Origin of the sequence: Mesorhizobium sp. M1273 (assembly GCF_040318195.1) — a bacterium.
In the GTDB taxonomy this organism is placed as follows: Bacteria; Pseudomonadota; Alphaproteobacteria; order Rhizobiales; family Rhizobiaceae; genus Mesorhizobium.
This window is the reverse complement of sequence record NZ_JAMYLV010000014.1, coordinates 141878-163398: the sequence shown is the minus strand read 5'-3', so window position 1 is coordinate 163398 and position 21521 is coordinate 141878. Positions and strand designations below refer to the sequence as shown.

The 21521-nt window shown below is 62.8% G+C and carries 21 protein-coding genes; 15 read left to right on the top strand and 6 right to left on the bottom strand.

The window, feature by feature from the left end; genetic code table 11:
• Window positions 1–179 precede the first annotated feature (179 nt).
• Window positions 180–743, bottom strand: a complete 564-nt coding sequence (locus NKH30_RS17435; protein ID WP_352541455.1) for a TetR/AcrR family transcriptional regulator — start codon at window positions 741–743, stop codon at window positions 180–182.
• Between the two features lie 110 nt (window positions 744–853).
• Here NKH30_RS17435 and NKH30_RS17430 point away from each other — a divergent pair, with 110 nt between their 5' ends.
• Window positions 854–1642: an SDR family NAD(P)-dependent oxidoreductase gene (locus NKH30_RS17430; protein ID WP_352614117.1), complete on the top strand. Its 789-nt coding sequence runs from the start codon at window positions 854–856 to the stop codon at window positions 1640–1642.
• Between the two features lie 58 nt (window positions 1643–1700).
• Window positions 1701–2795, top strand: coding sequence for an alkene reductase (locus NKH30_RS17425; protein WP_352501563.1), 1095 nt, complete (start codon window positions 1701–1703; stop codon window positions 2793–2795).
• Window positions 2796–3358: 563 nt separating this feature from the next.
• Here the strand turns inward: NKH30_RS17425 and tyrS are convergent.
• Window positions 3359–4612 carry a tyrosine--tRNA ligase gene (tyrS, locus tag NKH30_RS17420; RefSeq protein ID WP_352996303.1) on the bottom strand — a complete coding sequence of 418 codons (1254 nt, stop codon included), beginning with the start codon at window positions 4610–4612 and terminating at the stop codon, window positions 3359–3361.
• Between the two features lie 387 nt (window positions 4613–4999).
• Between tyrS and NKH30_RS17415 the strand changes: the two genes are divergently transcribed.
• Window positions 5000–5728 (top strand): glycosyltransferase family 2 protein, encoded by a 729-nt coding sequence (locus tag NKH30_RS17415; RefSeq protein WP_352477338.1) that lies wholly within the window; start codon window positions 5000–5002, stop codon window positions 5726–5728.
• Window positions 5721–6053 (top strand): lipid-A-disaccharide synthase N-terminal domain-containing protein, encoded by a 333-nt coding sequence (locus tag NKH30_RS17410; RefSeq protein ID WP_023674681.1) that lies wholly within the window; start codon window positions 5721–5723, stop codon window positions 6051–6053. Before NKH30_RS17415 ends, NKH30_RS17410 begins: the two co-directional genes overlap by 8 nt.
• A 40-nt stretch (window positions 6054–6093) precedes the next feature.
• Here NKH30_RS17410 and NKH30_RS17405 read toward each other — a convergent pair whose 3' ends face one another.
• Both NKH30_RS17405 and NKH30_RS17400 read right to left on the bottom strand, forming a co-directional pair.
• On the bottom strand, window positions 6094–6744 hold the full coding sequence (locus NKH30_RS17405; protein WP_352541451.1) for an FMN-binding negative transcriptional regulator: 651 nt from the start codon (window positions 6742–6744) through the stop codon (window positions 6094–6096).
• A 6-nt stretch (window positions 6745–6750) separates the two neighbouring features.
• A complete protein-coding gene (locus NKH30_RS17400; RefSeq protein WP_023674683.1) occupies window positions 6751–7425 on the bottom strand; it encodes an alpha/beta hydrolase in 675 nt (224 codons plus the stop codon).
• 255 nt (window positions 7426–7680) lie between these two features.
• Here NKH30_RS17400 and NKH30_RS17395 point away from each other — a divergent pair, with 255 nt between their 5' ends.
• The 8 genes from NKH30_RS17395 (at window position 7681) to sufA (ending at window position 15211) form a co-directional block, all read left to right on the top strand.
• Complete coding sequence (locus NKH30_RS17395) at window positions 7681–8859, top strand: cysteine desulfurase family protein (protein ID WP_352541450.1); 1179 nt, start codon at window positions 7681–7683, stop codon at window positions 8857–8859.
• A 188-nt stretch (window positions 8860–9047) separates the two neighbouring features.
• Window positions 9048–10565, top strand: coding sequence for a Fe-S cluster assembly protein SufB (gene sufB / locus NKH30_RS17390; RefSeq protein WP_023674685.1), 1518 nt, complete (start codon window positions 9048–9050; stop codon window positions 10563–10565).
• Between the two features lie 19 nt (window positions 10566–10584).
• Window positions 10585–10851, top strand: a complete 267-nt coding sequence (locus NKH30_RS17385; RefSeq protein WP_352926420.1) for a hypothetical protein — start codon at window positions 10585–10587, stop codon at window positions 10849–10851.
• A complete protein-coding gene (gene sufC, locus NKH30_RS17380) occupies window positions 10851–11606 on the top strand; it encodes a Fe-S cluster assembly ATPase SufC (RefSeq protein WP_352746447.1) in 756 nt (251 codons plus the stop codon). The genes NKH30_RS17385 and sufC overlap by 1 nt, the downstream gene beginning before the upstream one ends.
• Before the next feature lie 25 nt (window positions 11607–11631).
• On the top strand, window positions 11632–12900 hold the full coding sequence (gene sufD / locus NKH30_RS17375; protein WP_352926423.1) for a Fe-S cluster assembly protein SufD: 1269 nt from the start codon (window positions 11632–11634) through the stop codon (window positions 12898–12900).
• Window positions 12901–13079: 179 nt separating this feature from the next.
• Window positions 13080–14321, top strand: coding sequence for a cysteine desulfurase (locus NKH30_RS17370; protein WP_352926426.1), 1242 nt, complete (start codon window positions 13080–13082; stop codon window positions 14319–14321).
• A 5-nt stretch (window positions 14322–14326) separates the two neighbouring features.
• Complete coding sequence (locus NKH30_RS17365) at window positions 14327–14719, top strand: SUF system Fe-S cluster assembly protein (protein WP_352474719.1); 393 nt, start codon at window positions 14327–14329, stop codon at window positions 14717–14719.
• A gap of 111 nt (window positions 14720–14830) precedes the next feature.
• Window positions 14831–15211, top strand: coding sequence for a Fe-S cluster assembly scaffold SufA (gene sufA, locus NKH30_RS17360; RefSeq protein WP_006206001.1), 381 nt, complete (start codon window positions 14831–14833; stop codon window positions 15209–15211).
• A gap of 139 nt (window positions 15212–15350) precedes the next feature.
• Here the strand turns inward: sufA and NKH30_RS17355 are convergent, their stop codons facing one another.
• Window positions 15351–15848, bottom strand: a complete 498-nt coding sequence (locus tag NKH30_RS17355) for a GFA family protein (RefSeq protein WP_352772789.1) — start codon at window positions 15846–15848, stop codon at window positions 15351–15353.
• A gap of 90 nt (window positions 15849–15938) precedes the next feature.
• On the opposite strand from NKH30_RS17355, the gene NKH30_RS17350 reads away from it, so the two are divergent.
• The gene (locus tag NKH30_RS17350; RefSeq protein WP_352996300.1) at window positions 15939–16262 is read left to right on the top strand and encodes a TfoX/Sxy family protein; all 324 of its coding nucleotides are present in this window, start codon (window positions 15939–15941) and stop codon (window positions 16260–16262) included.
• 34 nt (window positions 16263–16296) lie between these two features.
• On the opposite strand, the gene NKH30_RS17345 is transcribed toward NKH30_RS17350, so the two are convergent.
• A complete protein-coding gene (locus tag NKH30_RS17345; RefSeq protein ID WP_352996298.1) occupies window positions 16297–17220 on the bottom strand; it encodes a PfkB family carbohydrate kinase in 924 nt (307 codons plus the stop codon).
• A 276-nt stretch (window positions 17221–17496) separates the two neighbouring features.
• Between NKH30_RS17345 and recA the strand changes: the two genes are divergently transcribed.
• Window positions 17497–18594 (top strand): recombinase RecA, encoded by a 1098-nt coding sequence (gene recA / locus NKH30_RS17340; RefSeq protein ID WP_023674696.1) that lies wholly within the window; start codon window positions 17497–17499, stop codon window positions 18592–18594.
• 259 nt (window positions 18595–18853) lie between these two features.
• Window positions 18854–21520 (top strand): alanine--tRNA ligase, encoded by a 2667-nt coding sequence (alaS, locus tag NKH30_RS17335; RefSeq protein WP_352996308.1) that lies wholly within the window; start codon window positions 18854–18856, stop codon window positions 21518–21520.
• Window position 21521 lies beyond the last annotated feature (1 nt).

The window sequence follows — 21521 nt, the reverse complement described above, 5'->3', positions numbered from 1 at the left end:
AGGCAGGCGTCGCGGGGTGATGCTTCCGCATGGCTGGCTGTTCCCGGGGCGCAGTTGCACCGATCCGATCTCGTCGCGGCAACTCCATCGCGCGGTTCAGGAATATTCTGCAAGATAGCCACCCAACCAACGCCGATAGCCGCATTGCTCTCGACAAGAGCACTCCTGCCGCAGACCACCTAGCTGGCAGACACTTGGCTGATCCCGGCATCGACCCAGGCGCGCGTCTGCTCAAGCACTTCATCCGACAGCGCGGGATCGTCGATCGCCCGGGCGAGGATTACTGCCCCCACCATCGCTGCCCAGCTTCCGATCGCCGTGCGGCGTCTGTCTGCCGGATCCAACTCCGGGAGCGCCTTGCCGATACGGTCGATCTGCGATCGTAGGCCTTCCGTCATGGCCGAGCGTGCAGCCGGGGTCTGATGGCGGATGGCTGCGGCAAGGCCCGCCGTCGGGCAACCGCCGGCGCAGTTGTCGCGATGCCGGGGCGAAAGATAGGAACCTACATAAGCGCGAAGATCGCCCCCTCCGCCTGAGTCCGCGGCGAGGACGTGGGCAAGGGTCTGCGCGATCAGGTCGTCCTTCGAACTGAAATGGCCATAGAAGCCGCCATGGGTGAGCCCGGCGGCCTTCATCACTTCCGCCACGCTGACCGCGTCGAACCCCTTCTCGCGAAACAGCCGGCTGGCCGCATCCAATATCCGGTGACGGTTCTCCGCCATCTGCTCTCGACTGACCTTCATTTCAAAATTCTCCGTCGGCCCCGTTGACATTTACATGATGCCCATCATATTTAGCCGCAATCATGATGATCGTCATGAATATAGGTTCCATCAGAGAAAAGAGCAATGCCATGACCACCATTCCATCAGTCCTCATCACCGGCGCCTCCACGGGCATCGGAGCTTCCTATGCCGAACGGTTCGCCCGCCGCGGACACGACCTCGTGCTCGTTGCCCGTGACGTGGCACGAATGGAGGCACTGGGAGCCCGGCTCCGTCAGGAAACTGGCGTTGCGATCGACATCATCCAGGCTGATCTTACGCAGCCTGCCGAGCTTGCAACGGTAGAGACGAGGCTGCGCGATGACGTCCGCATCGGGATTCTCGTCAACAATGCCGGAACAGCCATCGGCGGAAGCTTCATCGAGCAGAGTACCAATGACGTCGCCCGGCTCGTTGCGCTCAACACGACCGCGCTTCTGCGACTTGCCAGCGCCATCGCCCCGCGTCTTGCGAAAGCTGGCGAAGGGTCGATCGTCAACATCGGCTCCGTGGTCGGCCTGGCGCCGGAGTTCGGCATGACGGTCTACGGCGCAACCAAAGCCTTCGTGCTGTTTCTGTCGCAGGGGCTCAGCCTCGAGCTCGCACCGAAGGGTGTCTACGTCCAGGCCGTGCTGCCCGCCACGACGCGTACGGAGATCTGGGACCACGTCGGCGCCGACATCAACACGCTCTCCAACGTGATGGAGGTGGACGATCTGGTTGATGCGGCGCTGGTCGGCTTCGACCGCCGCGAACCGGTGACCATCCCGCCGCTTCCCGATGCCGGGCAGTGGGATGCGCTTCAGGCCGCTCGCCAGGCCATGCTTCCGAATTATCGGAACGAACATCCCGCCGAGCGGTACCGCAAGGTCGCCTGAGCACCAACGAAACCATTTGATAACGACCTCGTCGCGGCGGGGACAAACAAGGTGACCTATGACCAACAAAGCACTTTTTGAGCCTTATTCTCTCGGCTCGCTGACGCTCTCCAATCGTATCGTCATGGCGCCCCTCACGCGCAATCGCGCTGGCCCGGGCTTCGTTCCGGGCGACCTTGCCGCCGAGTATTACGGCCAGCGGGCCTCCGCCGGCCTGCTGATCTCCGAGGCCACGCAGATCTCGCGGCAGGGACAAGGTTACCAGGACACGCCCGGCATCTATTCTCAGGCTCAGATCGACGGCTGGCGAAAGGTCACGACCGCGGTGCACGCCAAGGACGCGCGGATTTTCCTGCAGCTCTGGCACGTCGGCCGCGTCTCGCACGTCGATCTGCAGGAGAACGGCGCCGCGCCCGTCGCGCCCTCGGCAATCCGGGCCGCGACCAAGACGTTCGTGAACAACGGCTTTGTCGAGGTTTCGGAGCCCCGCGCGCTGGCGCTCGACGAGCTTGCGGGGATCGTCAACGATTTCCGGCAAGCAGCCGCGAACGCCATTGAGGCCGGCTTCGATGGCGTCGAGATTCATGGCGCCAACGGCTATCTGCTGGACCAGTTCGCCAAGGACGGTGCCAATGTCCGCACGGATGCTTATGGCGGATCGGTCGAGAACCGCGCCCGGCTGATGCTGGAGGTTGCGACTGCGGTGGTCGAGGAGATCGGCGCAGAGCGCACCGGCATCCGGATTTCGCCCGTCTCGCCCGCCAACGGCGTCTCGAGCAGCGCCCCCCAGGCGCAGTTCGACTATATCGTCGATCAACTCGATGCTTTGGGCATCGTCTATATCCATGTCGTCGAGGGCGCCACGGGCGGATCGCGCGATGTCGCGCCGTTCGACTTCGGATCGCTCCGCCGCCGCTTCAACAATACCTATATCGCCAATAACGGCTATGACCTCAACCTCGCGGCGTCGCGGCTCGCCGAGGGCAAGGCGGACCTCTTCGCCTTCGGGCGCCCGTTCATCGCCAATCCCGACCTTGTGGAACGGCTGAAGACGCGCACGCCGCTGACGGAGTTCAACTCGGCGACGCTCTATGGCGGCGGCTCCGCTGGCTATACCGACTATCCCGCGATCGCCGCCTCAAGCCGCCCATGAGCTATCGGAGGGCGGCGCCTGCGAGGCAGCCATCCCACGTGACAGCAGCGCCTCAGGGCATCTCTCTGGCGTTCCGCTCGAACTGGTGTCCAAACCCAGGGATTCAGGAGGGCCATGGAGGGCTATAGCATAGACGTTAGCTCCTCTGGTCCGCCCAGGACCAGCCAGGCGAGATTCGTAGCACGTCGTACGTTCGCTTTACCGGCGCAAGCGGACCCGTTCACCGTGATTTCGACTGTCGTGAATGGGTCAGATCGCGTCGATGCATGGGGGCGCCTGAACGTCCGCTTCTCACATTCCAAGCCTCCAAGCCTCCAAGCCTCCAAGCCTCCAAGCCTCCAAGCCGCAAGTCCGCTTCCGTGCCCCGAACAAGACGTTCATCGAAGCGCCGCAGAACGTCCGCTATTTGCGCTACCTGCTCGATCCGATCGATGAGACGAATGGCACCTCGGCCATTCTCGGGAGCTAGCTGATTAGCCTCGGCGGTGATTCCGAACCGAAGGTAAGCGCCGCAAGATGAAACCGGTTTCGGAAAAGATCTAACAGGAAGTACCGGGCCCTGGTCAGACCGGCCGCACCAGAACGTGTTTCTTCTTGCCGAGCGACAGTTTCGCGACGTTTTCCGGGCCAAGGTCCTGCAGCGTCACCATCCTGCGATCGTCGGCCACGAGCTGGTCGTTGAGGCGCACGGCGCCGCCCTGGATATGCCGCCGTGCCTCGCCGTTGGACCCGGCCAGCCCGGCGGTGACGAACAGCGACAATATGCCGACGCCGGCTTCAAGATCGGTCCTGCCCACCTCGACGGTTGGCAGTGTTTCGGCGAGCGCCCCTTCTTCGAACGTCTTACGCGCCGTTTCGCTGGCCTCCTTCGCCGCCTCGCGGCCATGCAGCATGGCGGTGATTTCGGTGGCGAGGATCTTCTTGGCTTCGTTGATCTCCGAGCCGCCGAGCCGTTCGAGGCGTCCGAGCTCGGCGAGTGGCAGGGTCGTGTAGAGCTTCAGGAAACGGCCGACATCGGCATCCTCGGTGTTGCGCCAGTATTGCCAGAACTCGTACGGGCTCAGCATCTCCGCATCGAGCCAGACCGCGCCCGAGGCCGACTTGCCCATCTTGGCGCCGGAGGAGGTGGTGAGCAGCGGCGTCGTCAGCGCATAAAGCTGCGCGCCTTCCATGCGATGGCCGAGATCGATGCCGTTGACAATGTTGCCCCACTGGTCGGAGCCGCCCATCTGCAACCGGCAGCCGAGGCGCTTGTAGAGCTCGACGAAGTCGTAGGCCTGCAGGATCATGTAGTTGAATTCGAGGAACGACAGCGACTGCTCGCGATCCAGCCGGAGCTTGACCGAATCGAAGGCCAGCATGCGGTTAACCGAAAAATGCCGGCCGACATCGCGCAGGAAATTGACGTAGTTGATGTCCATCAGCCAGTCGGCATTGTTGATCATGACGGCGTCGTTGGGGCCGCCGCCAAATTTGAGGTAGGGCGTGAAGTTGCGGCGGATGCCGGCGAGATTGTCCTCAATGTCCTGCGGCGTCAAAAGCTTGCGCGCCTCGTCCTTGAACGACGGATCGCCGATCATCGAGGTGCCGCCGCCCATCAGCGCGATCGGCCGGTGGCCGGTCTGCTGCAGCCAGTAAAGCATCATGATCTGGATCAGCGACCCGGCATGCAGGCTCCTGGCGGTAGCATCGAAGCCGATATAGGCGCTCACCGTTTCCATGGCGAAAAGCTGGTCGAGGCCGGCATCGTCCGAGGTCTGGTGGATGAAACCGCGCTCGCTCATCGTGCGCAGGAAATCGGATTTGAAGGCGGACATTTTCTTTCCCGAAAGGCTTCCGGCCGAACGCGGCCCGGCTATGCATGAAGGCGGGCGTTTAGCACTCAAGCGCGATCAGCAAAAGTGGAATCCGGTTTTGCGACACCCTCTTGCCTTCTCCCCTTGTGGGAGAAGGTGGATTGGCGCGCAGCGCCAAGACGGTTGAGGGGTGCTGGACGGAGTGCCGTCCTTGCCAAGCTGGAACACCCCTCATCCGACCGCGCTTCGCGCGGCCACCTTCTCCCACAAGGGGAGAAGGGAGAACCCCAAGCGTGCGGCCTGCTTGCGTCATTGTTTCGGCTGGCGTAATGAGGCGCCGCGCCAGGGGGGCTCTTCCACTGGACCGCGCGGCATCGATCGAATGCCATATCCTGTGACAGAGTCGAGATGCCGGAGATATCCATCGTCATTCCTTGCCGGAACGAGGCGGCGAACCTGCCGCTTCTGCTCGACGAGATCGGCACTGCCATGGCCGGGCGGGACTTCGAGGTCATCGTCGTCGACGATGGCTCGACAGACGATACGCCTTCGGTGCTTGCCGCAGAGGCAGCGCTTCGCCGATTTCCGCTGCGCCATCTCAGGCATGAAAAATCCGCCGGCCAGTCGCTCTCGGTGCGCTCAGGCGCCTGGGCGGCGCGCGGCGATATCGTCGCCACCATCGACGGCGACGGCCAGAACGACCCCGGCTACATCCCGGTGTTGATCGACGCGCTGCGGCAGGCTGGTCCCGAAGTCGGGGCCGCACAGGGACAGCGTCTGAAGCGCCGCGACAGCAAGATCAAGCAACTGGCGTCGCGTTTCGCCAACGGGCTGAGAAAAGCCATCCTGCACGACGAGACGCGGGATACCGGCTGCGGCCTCAAGGCGATCCACACCGACATTTTGCGGAAATTGCCGTTCTTCGACGGCACCCACCGCTTTGTTCCGGCGCTGGTCATCCAGGAGGGCTACCGCGTCGTCCATTGCGATGTCGTCGACCGCTCCCGCCGTCACGGCAAATCGAATTACGGCATCTTCGATCGCGGCCTGCAGGGCGTGCTCGATCTTGCCGGCGTCTGGTGGCTGCGCCGCAGGCGCCGCAGAATGCCCAAAGTAGAGGAAATCAGGCATGGGTAACGTGCTTCAGGAATTGGCGACCTGGCTTCACGATGTTTTCGTCAAGCAATTCGATGCTTGGGTTCTGCTCGGCTTCGTCGCCCAGTTCTTCTTCACCATGCGCTTTCTGGTGCAGTGGGTGGCGTCGGAAAAGGCCAAGCGCAGCGTCGTGCCGATCGCCTTCTGGTTCTTTTCGCTGTTCGGCGGCGGCCTGCTGCTGATCTACGCCATCCAGCGTCAGGATCCGGTGTTCATCGCCGGCCAGGCCATGGGCCTGTTGATCTACATCCGCAATCTCTGGCTGATCGCCAACGAGCGCAAGGCGGCGATGACCAAGGTCGATTGAGCCCGCCACCGGCCTGAACCGGTCGAGCAAGCAATCCAGATTACTTGCCGTCCAGCCCGCCGTAAGACCTTACCAGCCGGACCATGTCGGCCGAATCGGCAGTCTCGCTCTCGAGCCCCTCGGCGACACCGACGCGGTCGGCGGCCGGGCGGTTCTGGCTGACTTTCCATTTGCCGCTGATTTCGGTGATTTCGATCTCCAGGCCGACGATGCCCTTGATCTGTGACTGGATGAAGGGCGCCGGCGCGTCGGTCACCGCCCACGGCGCCGAGCGGCTGCCCTCCTGCGACATCGTCAGATCGGAAATCTGCTCGGCCAGCCAATCCTGGTCTTCGATCACCGTGACGCTGCCGCGCACCTGGACGATGGCGTAGTTCCAGGTCGGTACCACCTTGCCGGTTTCACGCTTGGTCTCGTACCAGGACGGCGTCACATAGGCATTGGCGCCCTGGAAGACGACCAGCACCGGCGCCGGGGGATTGTCGGCCAAAAGCCGCCATTGCGGATTGGCTTTGGCCAAATGGGCGCGCAGCCTGCCGTTCGGTGGCACATCCGCGTCTAGAAGAAAGGGAATCGCGTTGGCGACCGGCCCCTCGACGCCGTTCGACACCAGCAGGCCAAGCGGATGCGCCCGGATCAGCCCGTGCAGGACGTCCGGCCGTGTTTCCTGGAAGTGAGGCGGTTGGTACATCGCCGATTATCTCAGCCGCTTCGGCCGTGGGTCGGACAGTTCCCCGGCCAGCCGGCGATCGAGGTAGTCCGCGCATTCCTCGATCAGAAGCTCAGCATGGTTGGCAAAGAAATGGTTGGCGCCGGGCAGGGTCTTCTGGGTGATGGTAATGCCCTTTTGCGTGTGCAGCTTGTCGACCAGGCCCTGCACGTCCTTGGGCGGCGCGACCTTGTCGGCGTCGCCGTGGATGATCAGGCCTGACGACGGGCATGGCGCCAGGAACGAGAAATCATAGGTATTGGGCTGCGGCGCGACCGAGATGAAGCCCTCGATCTCCGGCCGGCGCATCAGAAGCTGCATGCCGATCCACGAGCCGAACGAATAGCCGGCAACCCAGCAGCTCTTGGAATCCGGATGCAGCGACTGCACCCAGTCGAGCGCCGCGGCGGCGTCGGACAATTCGCCGGTGCCGTGGTCGAACTCGCCCTGGCTGCGGCCGATGCCGCGGAAATTGAAGCGCAGCGTGGTGAAATTGCGCTTCTGGAACATGTAGAAGAGGTCGTAGACGATCTTGTTGTTCATCGTCCCGCCGAACTGGGGGTGCGGGTGCAGGACGATGGCAATCGGCGCGCTCTTTTCCTTCGAGGGCTGATAACGACCCTCCAGGCGGCCGGCCGGACCGGTGAAAATGACCTCAGGCATGAAATACTCCACTTGGCATAAATTGCGCGGCGCCCGGAACAACTCTTCCTCTGGCCCCAGTCTTCCCTAGGCCTTGACGCAGGGCGAGCGTCTTTCTAGAAGCTAGTTTAGAATTGTTCAAAACTGGGCGGCCAAAAATTGTGGCTCGGCCACCCGCGCCGCAAGCCGCGTAAATAGGACGTCTTGCCTTGCAATTTCAAGGAAATAACGCGCTATCTTCGCGGAACGGCTTTTGAAGGGACCAGTTGGACGGAAATGGCCGGAGCACGCGCCTATCTCGACTACAACGCCAGCGCGCCGCTGCTTGCCTCGGCGCGCGCGGCGGTGGTGGCTGCGCTCGACGTTGCCGCCAACCCGTCCTCGGTTCATGCCGAGGGCCGCGCTGCACGGCGGCTGATCGAGGACGCCAGGCGCGACGTGGCGCGACTGGTCAACGCCAAAGCCGAGCATGTCGTATTCACCTCCGGCGCGACGGAAGCGGCCTCGACGCTGCTGACGCCGGACTGGCAGATGGGGCGCGGCGCTGTCCGTATGAGCCGGCTCTATGTGTCCGAGGCCGATCATCCTTGCCTGCTGAACGGCGGGCGTTTCCCAGCGGCGCAGGTGACACGGATCGGCGTCGACACCGACGGCGTCGCCAGGCTCGACGTTTTGGCCGAGGCTCTCGCCCAGCATGACAAGGCCGAAGGCTTGCCGCTGGTGGCGATACACGCCGCCAACAACGAGACCGGCGTCATCCAGCCGGTTGGCCGCATTGCCGAAATCGTCAAGGCGGCGGGTGGCATCCTGGTTGTCGATGCCGTGCAGGCGGCGGGCCGCATTCCGCTCGATATGTCAGCGGGTTACGCAGACTATCTGATTCTCTCCTCGCACAAGATCGGCGGCTCAAAGGGCGTCGGCGCCATTGTCGCGGCGTCGGACCTGATGATGCCAAAGCCGCTGGTCAGCGGCGGTGGCCAGGAAAAAGGCCATCGCGGCGGCACCGAAAACCTGGCGGCGATTGCCGGGTTTGGCGCGGCGGCGCGAGAGGCGTCTGCCGGCTTGCAAACGATCGAAACGGTGCGGCAGCGTCGCGACGAAATCGAGGCGATCGTGAAAACGCTTGTTTCGGACGCCGAAATCTTCGGGACCGGCGCGCCAAGGCTTGCCAATACGACATTCTTCGCTATTGCCGGCATCAAGGCCGAGACGGCGCAGATTGCCTTCGACCTGGCCGGTGTGGCGCTGTCGGCCGGATCGGCCTGTTCGTCGGGCAAAGTCGGGCCGAGTCACGTGCTGAAAGCCATGGGTTACGGTGACGGCCTCGGCGCGTTGCGCGTGTCCATCGGCCACGCGACCAGCGCTGAAGACATTGAGCTGTTTCGTTCGGCGCTGGCGACGATCGTCGCGCGCCAAGCCGGTAAGGAAAAGGCAAGCAGGGAACGAGCCGCCTGAGCGCGGCAGACGAAATGTAGGGCTTGCGGCCTGGTAGAAGCCGTGCGTTCGAATTTGGCCGGGTGAATTTCCGGCATGAACGCACTATATGAAACGTACGCCGCCTCGGGTGCCTGATGGGTGCTCGTTTGCGGTGCCATAGTTTGAAAACTGCCGGGCCTTGACCCCGGCGTGGATGGAGAACGCTGATGCCTGCTGTGCAGGAGACGATCGATCGAGTTCGAAAGATCGATGTCGACCAGTATAAATACGGATTCCAGACCGAAATCGCGATGGACAAGGCCCCCAAGGGCCTGAGCGAAGACATTATCCGCTTCATTTCGGCGAAGAAGGACGAGCCGTCCTGGATGCTGGAATGGCGCCTGGAAGCCTATCGCCGCTGGCTGACGCTGGACGAGCCGAAATGGGCGCGCGTCCACTATCCCAAAATCGATTTCCAGGACCTCCATTATTACGCCGCGCCCAAGAGCACGCCGGGGCCGACTTCGCTCAGCGAGGTCGATCCCGAACTGCTGAAGGTCTATGAGAAGCTCGGCATTCCGCTCAGGGAACAGGAAATCCTCGCCGGCGTGCAGAAGACCGATGCGTCGGAGCTCGAGGAAGCCAGCGACAACGTCTACAAGTCGGGCCGCGTCGCCGTCGATGCGGTGTTCGATTCCGTCTCCGTCGTCACCACTTTCAAGAAGGAGCTGGCGCAGGCCGGCGTCATCTTCTGCTCGATCTCGGAAGCCATCCGCGAGCATCCGGAGCTGGTGAAGAAGTATCTCGGCTCGGTCGTGCCGACCTCCGACAATTTCTACGCAACGCTGAATTCGGCCGTGTTCACCGACGGTTCGTTCGTCTTCGTGCCCAAGGGCGTGCGCTGCCCGATGGAACTGTCGACCTATTTCCGCATGAACGAGAAGAACACCGGCCAGTTCGAGCGCACGCTGATCATCGCCGAGGAGGGGGCTTACGTCTCCTATCTCGAAGGCTGCACGGCGCCGCAGCGCGACGAGAATCAGCTTCATGCCGCGGTGGTCGAGCTGATCGCGCTCGACGATGCCGAGATCAAATATTCGACGGTGCAGAACTGGTATCCCGGCGACGCCGAAGGCAAGGGCGGCATCTACAATTTCGTCACCAAGCGCGGCGACTGCCGCGGCCATCGCTCGAAGATTTCGTGGACGCAGGTCGAGACCGGTTCGGCCATCACCTGGAAATATCCGAGCTGCATCCTGCGCGGCGACGATTCCAGCGGCGAGTTCTATTCGATCGCCGTGTCGAACGGCTACCAGCAGGTCGACAGCGGCACCAAGATGATCCATCTCGGCAAGAACACGTCCAGCCGCATCATCTCCAAGGGCATCGCCGCCGGCTTCTCGCAGAATACCTATCGCGGCCAGGTCTCGGCGCACCGCAAGGCGACCAACGCCCGCAACTTCACCAATTGCGACTCGCTGCTGATCGGCGATCAGTGCGGCGCACACACCGTGCCCTACATGGAAGCCAAGAACTCGACGGCGCAGTTCGAGCATGAGGCTACGACCTCGAAAATTTCCGAGGACCAGAAGTTCTACGTCATGCAGCGTGGCATCCCGGAAGAAGAGGCGATTGCGCTGATCGTCAACGGCTTCGTCAAGGACGTCATCCAGCAACTGCCGATGGAATTCGCGGTCGAAGCGCAGAAGCTGATCGGGATTAGTCTTGAGGGGAGTGTTGGGTGAGTTAACTGGAACGGCGATCATGGATTTGTTCAAGCGGATAGAAGGCTTGATATTTGCCGTTCTGATGCTCTTGCTGACATTGGCTGTTGGTGGTGCTGTGATGGCGTTGATAGGCGCAGTGTTTGGCTTGAGTTCGACAAAAACTATTGGTGGTTCGATTGCAGGCTTAAGCGCGGCTGGGTTTTTTAGCTGGATGTTGGTCACCAGCAAGTTTGTACGCGCTTTTCGAGCTTTTAGAAAAGTTCCGTCGCAGGCCGGGCACCGCGAACAAGAAAGTGGAAAATAATGCTTGAAATCAGAAACCTCCATGCCCGTATCGTCGATGACGGCACCGAGATCATTCGCGGCCTGAACCTGACGGTCAGGGCCGGTGAAGTCGCGGCCATCATGGGGCCGAACGGCTCGGGAAAATCGACGCTGTCCTATATCCTTGCCGGGCGCGAGGATTATGAGGTCACCGAGGGCGACATCCTCTACAACGGCCAGTCGATCCTCGACATGGATCCGGCCGAGCGCGCTACCGCCGGCATCTTTCTCGCTTTCCAGTATCCGATGGAGATACCGGGCGTGGCGACGATGGAATTCCTGAAAGTTGCGATGAATGAGCAGCGCAAGGCGCGCGGCGAGGAGCCGCTGAAAATCCCGGAATTCCTCAAGCGCGTGAAGGAAGCGGCCGCCTCGCTCAACATGGACATGGCGATGCTGAAGCGGCCGCTCAATGTCGGCTTTTCCGGCGGCGAGAAGAAGCGCGCCGAGATCCTGCAGATGAAGCTGCTCGAGCCGAAGCTGTGTGTCCTCGACGAGACCGATTCCGGACTCGATATCGATGCGCTGAAGATCGTCGCGGACGGCGTCAACACGCTGCGCTCGCCGGATAGGGCCATTGTCGTCATAACCCACTACCAGCGCCTGCTCCAATACATCGTGCCGGATACGGTGCACGTGCTCTACAGGGGCCAGGTGATCAAGTCGGGCGACAAGTCGCTGGCGCTCGATCTCGAGGCCAATGGCTATGCCGGCGTGATCGGGCAAGCCGCGTGAGATGCCGGAAGGCGGGACGAAACTGATGAATATGCACACGACACCCCAGCGAACATTGGCCGAAACGGCGCTGATCGACGCCTTTGGCGAGCGGCTGTCGCTGCTGCCTGGCGACGGCGCGGTGATGCTGAAGCGCGACGACGCCATCGAGGCGATCAAGAGCGGCCTGCCGACGCGGCGCATCGAATCCTGGCACTATACGGACCTGCGCCGGCTGCTGACCTCGGTGCCGGACTTCGATCCGGCAGCGGTCGCGAAAGCCATTGCGCCGATCGTCGAAGGCTCCTCGGTTTTGCCGGTGCTGAACGGCGTTTCGAGTACGAAACTGCCCGGTATCGAAGGCGTTGCCGTGCAGCGCCTGTCGGAGAAGCTGACCGACGGCAGCATCGCCCCGGGGCTGGATTCCTATGGCAGCGACGACGCCATCGGCGCGCTCAACACTGCCTTTGTCGCCGACGGCTATTTCGTCGACATCGCCGACGGTGCCCAACTGGAAAAGCCGATCGAATTGCAGAATTTGCAGGCCGGTGGACAGACGCATGTACGCCTGGCCGTCCGTGTCGGCGCCGGCGCCAAGGCTGTCGTCGTCGAGCGCCAGGCAGGCGAGGGGGCGGCGCTGGTCAGTTCGGTCAGCCAGCTTGTGCTTGGCGAGGGCGCCGAAGTGACATGGCTCATCGTGCAGGAGCATCCGGATACGGCGACGCACCTTGCCCAGTTCAAGGCGCATCTCGGCAAGAATTCGAAACTGACGCTGTTCGTCATGAATGCCGGCGGCAAGCTGGTGCGCCAGGAGGTCGTTGTGAAGACGACCGGCGAGGGCGCCGAATTCACCTTGCGCGGCATCAATCTGCTCGCCGGCGATACCCATACCGATGTCACTATGGTGCTCGACCACGCCGTACCGCACACAGCCTCGACCGAAGTCATCCGCAATGTGGTGACCGGCAAGGCGCGCGGCGTCTTCCAGGGCCGCATCAACGTCCACCAATATGCGCAGAAGACCAACGCCAAGATGGCCTGCAACACGCTGCTTCTGTCGGACGACGGCGAGTTCTCGACCAAGCCGGAGCTCGAAATCTTCGCCGACGACGTCGTCTGCGGCCATGGCGCGACCGTCACCGAGATCGACCACAGCCATCTGTTCTACCTAATGGCGCGCGGCGTCGACGAGAAGACCGCGCGCGGCTTGCTGGTCAAGGCCTTCGTCGCCGAAGTGATCGAGGAACTGGACGACGAGGCCATCGTCGAGGCGCTGGAAGCACGGCTCGACGATTGGTTTTTGACGCACGGGTAGAGGTGACTGAGGGGTTGGTGCCAACACCCCTCATCCGTCGCCTTCGGCGCCACCTTCTCCCACAAGGGGAGAAGGAGAGGCGCTCTTCCTTCTCCCCTTGTGGGAGAAGGTGGCCGAGCGAAGCTCGGTCGGATGAGGGGTGCTGGACAGAATGAGGCGGTGCCTCGAGAGAGCTTGTAATGGACCAGAAAGTCGAAAACATCCCCTATGACGTCGAGGCGATCCGCCGCGACTTCCCGATCCTGTCGCGGCAAGTCTACGGCAAACCGCTGGTCTATCTCGACAATGGCGCCTCGGCGCAGAAGCCACAGGCGGTGCTCGACGCTATCCAGCACGCCTATTCCCAGGAATATGCCAACGTCCATCGTGGCCTGCATTTCCTGTCGAATGCCGCGACCGACGCCTATGAGAAGGCTCGCGAGACGGTGCGCCGTTTCCTCAATGCGCCGAGCACCGACAACATCGTCTTCACCTCGAATACCACGGCGGCGATCAACACGGTCGCCTATGGTTTCGGCATGCCGAATATCGGCGAAGGCGACGAGATCGTGCTGTCGATCATGGAGCATCATTCCAACATCGTGCCGTGGCATTTCATCCGCGAGCGGCAGGGCGCGAAGCTGGTCTGGGTACCGGTCGACGATCTCGGCGTTTTTCACATCGAGGAATTCGAAAAGCGGCTGACCGATCGGACAAAACTGGTCGCCATAACCCATATGTCGAACGCGCTGGGCACGGTGACGCCGATGAAGGAGATCGTGCGCATCGCGCACGCGCGCGGCATTCCGGTGCTGGTCGACGGCAGCCAGAGCGCCGTGCATATGCCGATCGACGTGCAGGATCTCGACTGCGATTTCTTCGTCTTCACCGGCCACAAGGTCTATGGCCCGTCGGGCATCGGCGTGCTCTATGGCAAGAAGGATATTCTGGAGCGCATGCGCCCGTTCATGGGCGGCGGCGAGATGATCGAGGAGGTGACGCAAGACATCGTCACCTACAACGATCCGCCGCACCGTTTCGAGGCCGGCACGCCGCCGATCGTGCAGGCAATCGGGCTTGGTGCCGCGCTCGAATACATGGAAAAGATCGGCCGCGAGCGCATCGCCGCGCACGAGGCCGATTTGAAGGACTATGCGCATCAAAAACTGCGCGCCATCAACTCGCTGCGCATCTTCGGCGATGCGCCCGGCAAGGGCGCCATCATCTCGTTCGAGCTGCAGGGTATCCATGCCCATGACGTGTCGATGGTCATCGACCGGCAGGGCGTGGCGGTCCGCGCCGGCACGCATTGCGCCCAGCCGCTGTTGAAACGCTTCGGCGTAACATCCACATGCAGGGCGTCGTTCGGCATGTATAATACCAGGGCCGAAGTCGATGCTTTGGCCGATGCGCTGGAAAAAGCGCGAAAATTCTTCGGGTGACGATCATGGATGATGCCAGCCACACCGCCGAGACCAATTCGGAAGCGACGACCAATGCGGCGGTTTCCGGATCGACAATCCCCGCCGACGAATTGGCGCGGCTGACCGACGACATCGTCTCGGCGCTGAAGACGGTCTACGACCCGGAAATCCCGGCCGACATCTACGAGCTCGGCCTGGTCTACAAGATCGACATCGAGGACGACCGCTCGGTCAAGATCGACATGACGCTGACCGCGCCCGGCTGCCCGGTGGCCGGCGAAATGCCGGGTTGGGTCGAAAATGCCGTCGGCGCCGTCGAAGGCGTTTCCGGCGTCGAGGTCAACATGACCTTCGATCCCCCCTGGTCGCCCGACCGCATGTCGGAAGAGGCACAGGTGGCGGTGGGCTGGTATTAGCATCCGACCAGACAGAGGCTGGCGCACTTGCGCCGGGTACAAAACTTCACCATTTTAGGTGAGGAATCATTCGGCAGGCCTTGAACCTGCAAAGAATGGAGAAGGAAAGACATGGGACGCTTCGCCGTCATCACGATGACCGAAAAGGCTGCCGACCGGGTGCGCGAGATCGTCGCGACCCGTGAGAATGCGCATGGCATCCGCCTTGGCATCAAGAAGGGCGGCTGCGCCGGCATGGAATATACGGTCGATCTGGTGACCGAGCCGAACACCAAGGACGACCATATCGAGCGCGATGGCGCCCATGTCTATGTCGCGCCGGAGGCGGCACTTTTCCTGTTCGGCACCGAGATGGATTTCGAGCAGACGACGCTGCGCACCGGTTTCACCTTCCGCAATCCGAACCAGAGCTCGGCCTGCGGCTGCGGCGAATCGGTCGAATTGAAGCCGGCTGATCTGAAGGCACTGGCCGAGGCGCGCGCTTCGGCCTGACGTTTTCGTTCTCCCCGTCACTATACGGGGAGAAGGTGGCCCGAAGGGCCGGATGAGGGGCCGAGCGTTCGCAATGTTTGCGCCGCCCCACATCTGCCTGCCGGCATCTTCTCCCCGTATAGCGACGGGGAGAAGAACGCTAATCCACCCACATCCCCGTTCGCTTGTGCCAGTCTGCGATCGACTCCTCCGGGTAGACATCGAAAACCTTGTCGCCCTTGCCGATGTCGGGCTCGACCCAGTTCGCCTTGTATTTCAGCATCAGATGCACCTTCTCCGGCGGCTTTGGCAGGTCTGTGTCGATCGCCGAGGCGAAGGGGTGCACCAGCTCCGGCCAGGTCGGATCGTAGAGCCAGAGTGCCGTCCCGCATTTCATGCAGAAGTTCCGCTCGCCGGTCGAGGTCTCGCGTTGCGGGTGCTCGTCGTCCTCGATCTCGGCGCGGTAGACGCCGAGATGGCGCTTGCCCTGGATTTTCAGCGTCTCGTAATCGGCGCCGAGATTGATGGCAAAACCGCCGCCGCCCTGCTGCTTGCGGCAGATCGAGCAGTAGCACAGCATGAACGGCACCGGCGTGTGGCTTTCCACCTCGAAACGCACGGCATTGCACCGGCAGGACCCTTTGAGCAGAAGCGGCATGAGAAACTCCGACGAAAGTGATTTGAACTTTGTCAGGATGGCGCCGGTTGCGGCGATGACAAGGGGAAATCCGGGTGACATGATCGCCGCATGGACAACGAGCGCATAGAAGAGCTTTTCGAAGGCCTCGGCCCGGTCAGTATCCGCAAGCTGTTCGGCGGCAGGGGCATCTATTTCGACGGCGTCATCGTCGCCATCGTCATCGGTGGCGAATTGATGCTGAAGGCCGACGCCGAAAGCGCCCCGGAATTCGAAGCGGCCGGCTGCCGGCAATGGACCTATACCGGCTCGCGCCACGGCAAGCTCGTGTCGATGCCCTATTGGAGCGTTCCCGACAGCGCGTTCGACGATCCCGACGAGATGGCGATCTGGGCGCGCCGCGCCTACGAGGCAGGACGGCGCGCCGGCAAATAGGCTGCGTCATGCTTCGGCAATTCCGGGCCGCACTTCATGCCAGGTCCCGCGCCTCGGGCACGAGCGCCAGCGCTTCGGCAAAGCCAGCGCTGGTGAAGGCGGCACTCTCGACGACGAGCATAGCTGCGGCAATGCCTTCGCGCAGTGCCGCGCACAGCGTCAGGCCGCGCAGCAGGGCAGCGATCGTGGCGCCTGCCAATGCGTCGCCGGCGCCGGCAGCATCGGTCCGCTTTTGCAGCGGCGGTGGCGAGATCGAGAACGCGCCCAATTCGTCGAAACCGAGCACTGGTTCGTCGCCGGCGGTGATCACGCCGCTTTTCAGCCCGGCGCGTCTCAGGCCGTCGACGATGCCTTGATCGATTTGGACGCCGGCGAGCATGCCGGCCTCGCGCCGGTTCATGAAGGCCATCGCCAGACGGTCGAGCACCGGCGTCAGCCGCGCCGCTTTGTTGGGCGAGACCGCAAGCGCAAACACCGGCTTGCCGGCGGCGAGTGCCGCCAGCCGCTCCAGCGCGGTCGACGGCAGGTTGGCGTCGCACAGCACCGCGTCGGCCGAACCGATCGCTTCCCGCACCTTGGCACGGCGGATCTGCTTGGGAAGCGCCAGCTCGTAGAGCACCATGTCGGCAAGGCCGGCGATCAGCCCGCCGTCGCTGTCGATCAGCATCGTATGGCTTGGCGTTGCTCGGTCGAGGAACACCGCCGACAGGTCGGTAATGCCGGCCTCGGTGACGGCGCGTAAAACCGTGTCGCCAAGGGCATCGCCGCCGCGCACCGAAAGCAGCGCGGCCGAGGCGCCGCGTCGCACCGCAAAGCGCAAGGCGTTGAAGACGGCACCGCCGACATGCTCGCGCATCGTGCCGGGGTTGGAAGCGGCCGGCACGAAGGCGCCGGCAACCCGGCCGCGCCGCTCGATATAGGCGCCGCCCACGGCCAGGATCGTCGGGGATTTGATCATGCCGTCAAAATGCCCTTTAGCTGTTGCCCGGGGAGACTAGGTCGCCGGGCGGAACCCTGCAATCGCGGGTCCGATTCGGTCGGTAACGGCAACGGCGCCGCATGCGAGGTGAGATACATCCGAAGCAATAATTGCGAAACAAAAATAGAACAAATAGGGATATGCGTTATTTTTCAAACCCTTGGTGCTCATTGACAAATGAGAACAAATGAGGTACATTCTTTTAAGGATTGCGGGATTGTCCGGCCTCCATTGACGACCACGGGGTGATGTATCATGGCTCAGAATTCTTTGCGGCTTGTAGAGGACAAAGCGGTGGACAAATCAAAGGCTCTGGATGCGGCGCTGTCGCAAATCGAGCGTGCCTTCGGCAAGGGCTCGATCATGCGGCTCGGCGCGAACGAGCAGGTCGTCGAGATCGAGACGGTGCCGACCGGCTCGCTTGGGCTGGACATCGCGCTTGGCGTCGGCGGCCTGCCGCGCGGCCGCATCGTCGAGATCTACGGGCCGGAAAGCTCGGGCAAGACGACGCTGGCGCTGCACACGGTGGCCGAAGCCCAGAAGAAGGGCGGCATCTGCGCCTTCGTCGATGCCGAGCACGCGCTCGACCCGGTCTATGCCCGCAAGCTCGGCGTCGATCTCGAAAACCTTTTGATCTCGCAGCCCGATACCGGCGAGCAGGCGCTGGAGATCTGCGACACGCTGGTGCGCTCCGGCGCCATCGACGTGCTGGTGGTCGATTCGGTGGCGGCGTTGACGCCGCGGGCGGAAATCGAAGGCGAGATGGGCGATTCGCTGCCCGGCCTGCAGGCCCGCCTGATGAGCCAGGCACTGCGCAAGCTCACCGCCTCGATCTCGCGCTCCAACACCATGGTCATCTTCATCAACCAGATCCGCATGAAGATCGGCGTCATGTTCGGTTCGCCCGAGACGACGACCGGCGGCAATGCGTTGAAATTCTATGCCTCGGTCCGCCTCGACATCCGCCGCATCGGCTCGGTCAAGGATCGCGACGAGGTCGTCGGCAACCAGACCCGCGTCAAGGTCGTCAAGAACAAGCTGGCGCCGCCCTTCAAGGTGGTCGAGTTCGACATCATGTATGGCGAGGGCGTCTCCAAGACCGGCGAGCTGGTCGATCTCGGCGTCAAGGCGGGCGTGGTCGAAAAGTCGGGCGCCTGGTTCTCCTACAATTCGCAGCGTCTTGGCCAGGGCCGCGAAAACGCAAAACTGTTCCTGCGCGACAATCCCGACACGGCGCGCGAGATCGAGCTGGCGCTCCGGCAGAATGCCGGGCTGATCGCTGAGAAATTCCTTGAGAACGGCGGCTCCGAAAGCAGCGATGACGGTTTCGAGGACGACGCTGGGGTGATGTAGGGCAAGCGACGCCTCGCTGAGCCTCAGCCAGGTTTCGATTTGATGTTTTGATTTTGAGTTTGCGTAATCGATGCGTTTCGAACCGCCGGCCCAGGGCCGGCGGTTCGCGTTTGACGGCGAGGCAGACGCATTTCAAGGCGCTGGTGAAAGCCGGGATTTGAGCCCATTTGGTGTTTCTGGACAGGCTGCGGTGCGACCGCTAAAAGGCCATGTCTATTTTCCGCCGGCAGCCGGCGGTTCTCTCGAAAAGGCAGTATTCATGAGTGGCGTCAACGAGATCCGGTCGGCATTTCTCGACTATTTTCGCAAGGAAGGTCACGAGGTCGTCGCGTCAAGCCCGCTGGTGCCGCGCAACGACCCGACGCTGATGTTCACCAATGCCGGCATGGTGCAGTTCAAGAACGTTTTCACCGGTCTGGAGAAGCGGCCGTATTCGCGCGCCACGACCGCCCAGAAGAGTGTTCGCGCCGGCGGCAAGCACAACGACCTCGACAATGTCGGCTACACCGCGCGCCACCTGACCTTCTTCGAGATGCTCGGCAATTTCTCCTTCGGCGACTATTTCAAGGAGCGGGCCATAGAGCTTGCCTGGAACCTGATCACCAGGGAGTTCGGGCTGAAGAAGGACAAGCTGCTGGTCACCGTCTACCACACCGACGACGAGGCGGCCTCGTACTGGAAGAAGATCGCCGGCCTTTCGGACGATCGCATCATCCGCATCGCGACTTCGGACAATTTCTGGGCAATGGGCGACACTGGACCTTGCGGGCCGTGTTCGGAGATATTCATCGACCGCGGCGAGCATATCTGGGGCGGCCCTCCCGGCAGCCCCGAGGAGGATGGCGACCGTTTCCTTGAATTCTGGAACCTGGTGTTCATGCAGTACGAACAGGTGACGAAGGACGAGCGCGTCGACCTGCCGCGTCCGTCGATCGACACAGGCATGGGCCTCGAGCGCATGGCATCCATCCTGCAAGGGGTTGAAAGCGTCTTCGAAACCGACCTGTTCCGCCACCTGATCGACGCTGCGTCGTCGGCGCTTGGCAAAGGTCCGGATGCGGGCACCGTCGCATCGTTCCGTGTCATCGCCGACCATTTGCGTTCGTCCTGCTTCCTGGTCGCCGACGGCGTGCTGCCGTCCAACGAAGGACGCGGCTACGTGCTTCGTCGCATCATGCGCCGCGCCATGCGCCACGCGCAGTTGCTCGGCGCCCGCGATCCGCTGATGTGGCGCCTGGTGCCGGCACTGGTCCGCGAGATGGGTCAAGCCTACCCGGAACTGGTGCGCGGCGAACAGATGATCACCGAAACGCTGAAGCTTGAGGAAACTCGTTTCCGCAAGACGCTGGTGCGCGGCTTGGGCTTGCTTTCCGAGGCGACGGAAAAGCTGGCCTCCGGCGACATGCTGGATGGCGAGACAGCGTTCAAGCTCTACGACACCTATGGCTTTCCGCTCGATCTGACGCAGGACGCGCTGCGCCAGCGCAACATCTCGGTCAACCTTGCCGGCTTCACCGAGGCGATGGAGCGGCAGAAGGCGGAGGCGCGCAAAAGCTGGGCCGGCTCCGGCGACGTGGCGACCGAGACGGTATGGTTTCCGGTGCGCGAGAACGCCGGCGCCACCGAGTTCCTCGGCTATGAGACCGAGCAGGCGGAAGGCCTCATCCAGGCGCTGGTCAGGGACGGCAAGACCGTCGACAGCGCCGGCAAAGGTGACGCCGTTGCCGTGGTTGTCAACCAGACGCCGTTCTATGGCGAGTCCGGTGGCCAGATGGGCGACACCGGCGTCATTTCGGGCGACGGGTTCTCGATCGAGATATCCGATACCCAGAAGAAGGCCGATGGGCTTTTCGTCCATCTCGGCAAGGTGGCTACCGGCACGGTCAAGACGGGCGCGACCGTCGAGCTGAAGGTGGACCACGCGCGTCGCTCCAGGCTGCGCGCGAACCATTCCGCCACGCATCTGATCCATGAGGCGCTGCGCGAGGTGCTGGGTACCCATGTGGCGCAGAAGGGCTCGCTGGTTGCGCCCGAGCGTCTGCGCTTCGACATCTCCCACAACAAGCCGATCTCGCCTGACGAGCTCGAAGAGGTAGAGCGCATGGCAAACGAGATCGTCGTTCAGAACGGCCCTGTAACCACGCGGCTGATGTCTGTCGACGACGCCATTGCCGAAGGCGCCATGGCGCTGTTTGGCGAGAAATATGGCGATGAAGTGCGCGTCGTTTCGATGGGCACGGGCTTGCATGGCGCCAAGGCCAACCGGCCTTATTCGGTCGAGCTATGCGGCGGCACGCATGTCAGGGCGACCGGCGATATCGGCCTGGTGCGCATCCTGTCCGACAGCGCGGTCGCTGCCGGCGTGCGCCGCATCGAGGCGTTGACCGGCGAGGCGGCCAGAAAGCATCTCGACGAACAGGACAAGCGGCTGAAGGCGGCCGCCGCCGCGCTGAAGATTTCGCCGGCCGATGTGCCGGCCCGCGTCGAGGCGCTGCTCGACGAGCGCAAGAAGCTCGAAAAGGAGCTGACAGAGGCGCGCAAGAAGCTGGCGCTGGGCGATCGCTCGCCAGCCGGTGTGCCTGCGGAAAACGAAACCATTGCCGGTGTCGGTTTTCTCGGCAAGGCGGTATCGGGCGTCTCGCCAAAGGATCTTAAGCCGTTGGCCGATGCCGGCAAGAAGTCCCTCGGCTCCGGCATCGTCGTCTTTGTCGGCGCCGGCGAGGACAACAAGGCGAGCGTCGTCGTCGCCGTCACCGATGATCTGACCGGCCGCTTCAACGCCATCGATCTGGTGCGCGTCGCGTCCGCGGCATTGGGCGGGCAGGGCGGCGGCGGGCGACCCGATATGGCTCAGGCCGGCGGCCCGGACGCCTCGAAGGCCGAAGACGCGATCGCTGCGGTGAAAGCGGCTCTCGAAGCGGCGTGAA